The organism is Arthrobacter sp. H14 (assembly GCF_000520495.1).
Lineage (GTDB): Bacteria > Actinomycetota > Actinomycetes > Actinomycetales > Micrococcaceae > Arthrobacter_C.
Genome location: NZ_KI914704.1, coordinates 64959 through 69422 on the forward strand (window position 1 = coordinate 64959; position 4464 = coordinate 69422).

5 protein-coding genes are annotated in these 4464 nt (G+C 64.8%); all 5 read right to left on the reverse strand.

Annotated elements, in window-relative coordinates; genetic code table 11:
* Positions 1-1217 (reverse strand): MFS transporter (locus Y707_RS28275; RefSeq protein ID WP_162150262.1); only part of this gene is annotated, 1217 nt, incomplete at its 3' end.
* An 87-nt stretch (positions 1218-1304) separates the two neighbouring features.
* Complete coding sequence (locus tag Y707_RS0121275) at positions 1305-1586, reverse strand: hypothetical protein (protein WP_026536538.1); 282 nt, start codon at positions 1584-1586, stop codon at positions 1305-1307.
* A 112-nt stretch (positions 1587-1698) separates the two neighbouring features.
* The gene (groL, locus tag Y707_RS0121280) at positions 1699-3294 is read right to left on the reverse strand and encodes a chaperonin GroEL (protein WP_026536539.1); all 1596 of its coding nucleotides are present in this window, start codon (positions 3292-3294) and stop codon (positions 1699-1701) included.
* Positions 3295-3371: 77 nt separating this feature from the next.
* Positions 3372-3668 carry a co-chaperone GroES gene (gene groES, locus Y707_RS0121285; RefSeq protein ID WP_026536540.1) on the reverse strand — a complete coding sequence of 99 codons (297 nt, stop codon included), beginning with the start codon at positions 3666-3668 and terminating at the stop codon, positions 3372-3374.
* A gap of 280 nt (positions 3669-3948) precedes the next feature.
* Positions 3949-4464 (reverse strand): baeRF2 domain-containing protein (locus Y707_RS28280; protein ID WP_035783096.1); only part of this gene is annotated, 516 nt, incomplete at its 5' end.

A 4464-nucleotide genomic window follows, 5' to 3' on the forward strand; every position in this document is an offset into this window, starting at 1 on the left:
GCAGGCTCGCCAGCCACTCGCAGCTGCTCACGGGCCAGGCTTTTCTCCAGCCTGTAGGCGACCAGTGCCGCGAGCGCCCCCATGGCCGCGACCGAAGCCGCCATCGTCCAGGCCGCCGTCGGACCAAAGGCCGCATAGGCGAACCCAAAACCAAACGGCCCGACCGTTCCGCCAATGTACGTCCCACTCTGGGTTATGCCCGTGGCCCTGGCCGTAAACGGGTGGGAGCGGTGCGAGACGACGTAATGCACCAGTCCATTCCACCCCCAGCCGAAGCCGAAAGCGAGCACGCAGCCAATGGCAAATGCGATCGAATTGCCCCACGCCATCGCAAGCAGGCCGGCACAGCCAACGGCCAACATCAGCGCCACCGTCGCCATCGATCCGCCGATTCCCCGATCGGCCGCTATCCCCACCAGCGGCCGCGCCAGGCATCCCGCGGCGCTGCCCAAGCCCAGCAACAGCCCCGCTGTTGCGATATCAAAACCTGCATTGGACGCTGAAATAACGGTGAACGCACCGAGCGCGTTCGCCTGGGCCGATCCCATTCCTGCCGCTATTGCCGTCGCGATCAGGAATGACTTCAGCCGGCGCGGCAGCGGTGCCTTGGCCAGGTCAGTGTGCGTTTTCGAAGCTTCTGTCCGCTGCCGTTCCGGAACGGTGCGGGCCAACGCAGGCAGGAGTACGACGGCGAAAGCCGCCGCAGCGGCAAACGTCCACTTCCAGCCGACCGTCAGGGCGAGGATCGGGACCGAGACACCCGCAATGAATGTTGCCGCCGGAATGGCCGCCTGTTTTAGGCCAAAGGCGAAGGCGCGGTTCCTGGTGGCGACCTCCCGGACGATGAGACCGTTTGAGAGCGGGTGGCTGAGCGCGTTGGCCGCTCCTCCGATGGTCAGCCAGAGGAACAGCCACGCCCAGTGTGGCGTTGCCAGAGCAATACCCAGCAGCGACGCCAGCCCGAAAGCGGTCGACAGCAGCATGCCCTTCCGGGCGCCCAGCCGTTGCGCAGCATAACCGCCGGTGGTTGAGAGCAGCGCGGACACAGCCCAGTAAACAGCGACGGCGGCACCGAGCACCGTGGCCGTCATGCCAAGGTCTTCCTCCAGCTGGACCGCCAGACCGCCGACCAGGAATACGGGAAGGACCGCGATCACCGTTGTGAACGCGGCCATAGCCGTCGCCCGGACACCGGGACGGTACTTTCGAGCTGCCATCATTCCTTTCCGCGCGAAACGGCGGCGGGTTGATCCGGGACCAATCCTGCCGCCGTCGTGCAGTTTCCTTTATCTAGAGCCTAGAACCTAGAGCCAGCCGGGGACCAGGACTGTGAGCCAGGCGATACCGGGACCGACCGCGACGACGATCCCCGCGTACACGAGCATCTGGCGGTAGAACTTGTCCCGGTCACGCTCGTCGACGTTGGCCAGCACCAGCGCACCGTTGGTCGAGAACGGACTGACGTCGACGACCGTGGCGGCGATTGCCAGGGCCACGACGAACCCGATGGGATCGATCGCTCCGGACTGGAGGAACGGCACGGCCAGGGCGATGGCGACTCCGATGATGCCCACGGACGAGGCCATGGCGGAGGTGATTCCGGCCAGGTAGGCTGCCGCCGCTCCCCCGGCACACGACAAAGGCCCCGGCCCGCAGCTGGTTCAGCTGCGGGCCGGGGCCTTTTGGCGCTTACTGCACTTAGTGCTTGTGCCCGTCTTCTTCCTCTTCCGGCTTCTCAGTCACCAGTGTTTCGGTGGTGAGCACCAGAGCGGCGATCGACGAGGCGTTCTGCAGTGCCGAACGCGTGACCTTGACTGGGTCGATGACGCCGGCCGCAACCAGGTCCTCGTACCCGCCGGTGAGCGCGTTGAAACCGTTGCCCGGCTCCAGGTTGCGCACGCGGTCGACGACGACATAGCCCTCGTGGCCCGCGTTCTCGGCGATCCAGCGCAGCGGCTGGACCAGCGCACGGCGGACAAGTCCGACGGCGGTGAGTGCGTCGCCTTCGAGGCCCAGATCATCATCCAGGGCCTTGGAAGCATGCACCAGAGCGGAGCCACCACCGGCCACGATGCCCTCTTCGAGAGCGGCGCGGGTGGAGGAAACGGCGTCCTCGATGCGGTGCTTCTTTTCCTTCAGCTCGACCTCGGTGGCAGCACCGACCTTGATCACGCCGATTCCGCCGGCCAGCTTGGCCAGACGTTCCTGCAGCTTCTCGCGATCCCAATCGGAATCGGTGCGCTCAATTTCGGAGCGGATCTGCGAAACGCGTGCGGCAACGTCCTCTTCCGCACCGGCGCCGTCGACGATCGTCGTCTGGTCCTTGGTGATGGTGACGCGGCGCGCCGAACCCAGCACCTCGAGGCCAACCTGGTCCAGCTTCAGACCCAGGTCAGGCGAAACGACCTCGCCGCCGGTGAGGGTGGCGATGTCCTGCAGCATGGCCTTGCGGCGGTCACCGAAGCCAGGAGCCTTAACGGCAACCACGTTCAACGTGCCGCGGATCTTGTTGACCACCAGCGTGGACAGCGCTTCGCCCTCAACGTCCTCGGCAATGATGAACAGCGGCTTGCCGGCCTGCACAGCCTTCTCCAGCAACGGCAGGAATTCCTGCATGTTGGAGATCTTGCCGCTGTTGATCAGGATCAGCGCGTCTTCGAGGACGGCTTCCTGGCGCTCAGCATCGGTGACGAAGTGCGGGCTGAGGTAGCCCTTGTCGAACTGCATGCCTTCGGTCAGGACCAGCTCGGTCTGCGTCGTGGAGGACTCCTCCACCGTGATGACGCCGTCCTTGCCGACCTTGTCGAAGGCTTCGGCGAGCAACTCACCGATGTACTTGTCCTGTGCGGAAATCGCGGCGACGTCGGCAACCTGCTTGCCTTCGACCTCGCGTGCGTTTTCCAGCAGACGTGCGGCGACGGCGTCAACTGCCGCCTCGATGCCGCGCTTCAACGCTCCGGGAGCGGCGCCGGCTGCAACGTTGCGCAGCCCTTCCTTGACCAGCGCCTGTGCCAGCACAGTCGCCGTCGTCGTACCGTCACCGGCGACGTCGTTGGTCTTGGTGGCGACTTCCTTGGCCAGCTGTGCGCCGAGGTTTTCGTACGGGTCATCGAGCTCGACCTCGCGGGCGATCGTGACGCCGTCGTTGGTGATAGTGGGTGCGCCCCACTGCTTGGCGAGGACAACATTGCGGCCACGCGGGCCGAGGGTTACCTTAACCGTATCGGCGAGCTTGTCGACGCCGGCTTCCAGCGCGCGCCGGGCTGCGTCGTCGAACTGCAACTGCTTTGCCATAAGAATGGTTCCTTTCTTCGAACTGACTTGAGAAAACCCCGGCCGCCTGCGTGGCGCCCGGGGTTCAACTCAGCGTTCTACTTGACGACGACGGCGAGAACGTCGCGTGCCGAGAGAACCAGAAATTCCTCGCCACTGGACTTGACTTCGGTGCCACCGTACTTGGAGTAGATGACAACATCGCCTTCATTGACATCGATCGGGACGCGGTTGCCGTTATCGTCAACGCGGCCTGGACCGATGGCTACAACTTCGCCCTCCTGGGGCTTTTCCTTGGCGGTGTCCGGGATAACCAGACCGGAAGCAGTGGTCTGCTCCGCTTCCAGCGGGCGGACAACAATACGATCCTCAAGAGGCTTAATAGAGACCGACACTCGGACCTCTCCTTTGCATGAGATTTACAGTGAACTGTTGTTCACTTTCGACAATAGGGCCGTTCGGTGCGCTAACCGTCGTCGCGGTGCCGGTAACGCCCCTCCGGGCATTAGCACCCTCGTAGTGAGAGTGCCAAGAAAGACTGTATGCCGACCATTAGCACTCGGTCAAGGCGAGTGCCAGCACCGGTGTGTTGCGGACGCGGCAGCGCCCGGGACTTTCCGCCCCGGGCGCCTTCAATTCCGCGTCGTCGCCGGTTTCCGGCGTTTCCCTACCGGCTTAAGAGGCTTTACGCTCCCGTTCGCGGTCATCGCTGAGACTGGGCACCGCGTTCGACGGCGTAGCCTCGTCCCGCCAGCGCAGCAGCGCGCCGACACCGTCCGGCAACACAATCTCGCCGGGATCCAGCGACTGCACGGCAGCATCAGTGCGCAGTGCCAGATACAGGAGGTCCTCGATGTCATCCGGTTCGGAACCGCTGGTCACCAGCAGTTCGTCGACCTGGCCGCGCTCCAAAGCCGCCCGCACTTCGGCGGCACCCGCGAGTGATTCGCCGTCGCGCGATTGTTCGGCGACGAAGCGGTCGACGGCGGCCTTCTCCCGGTAGGCGATGAAGTTGTCCACCGCCTCCTCGACGTGCACCCGGAATTCCGCGCGGTCGACGCCGTCGTTCCGGCCCCCGCCGGGGACATCGACCAGCCGTTGCCGGGTTTCCTGGCCGACGGCTTCCTTAAGCAGCGAGGCGGCGCGGACATCACCGGTCAGCAGCACCAGGTCAGGACGGTACTGGCGGAC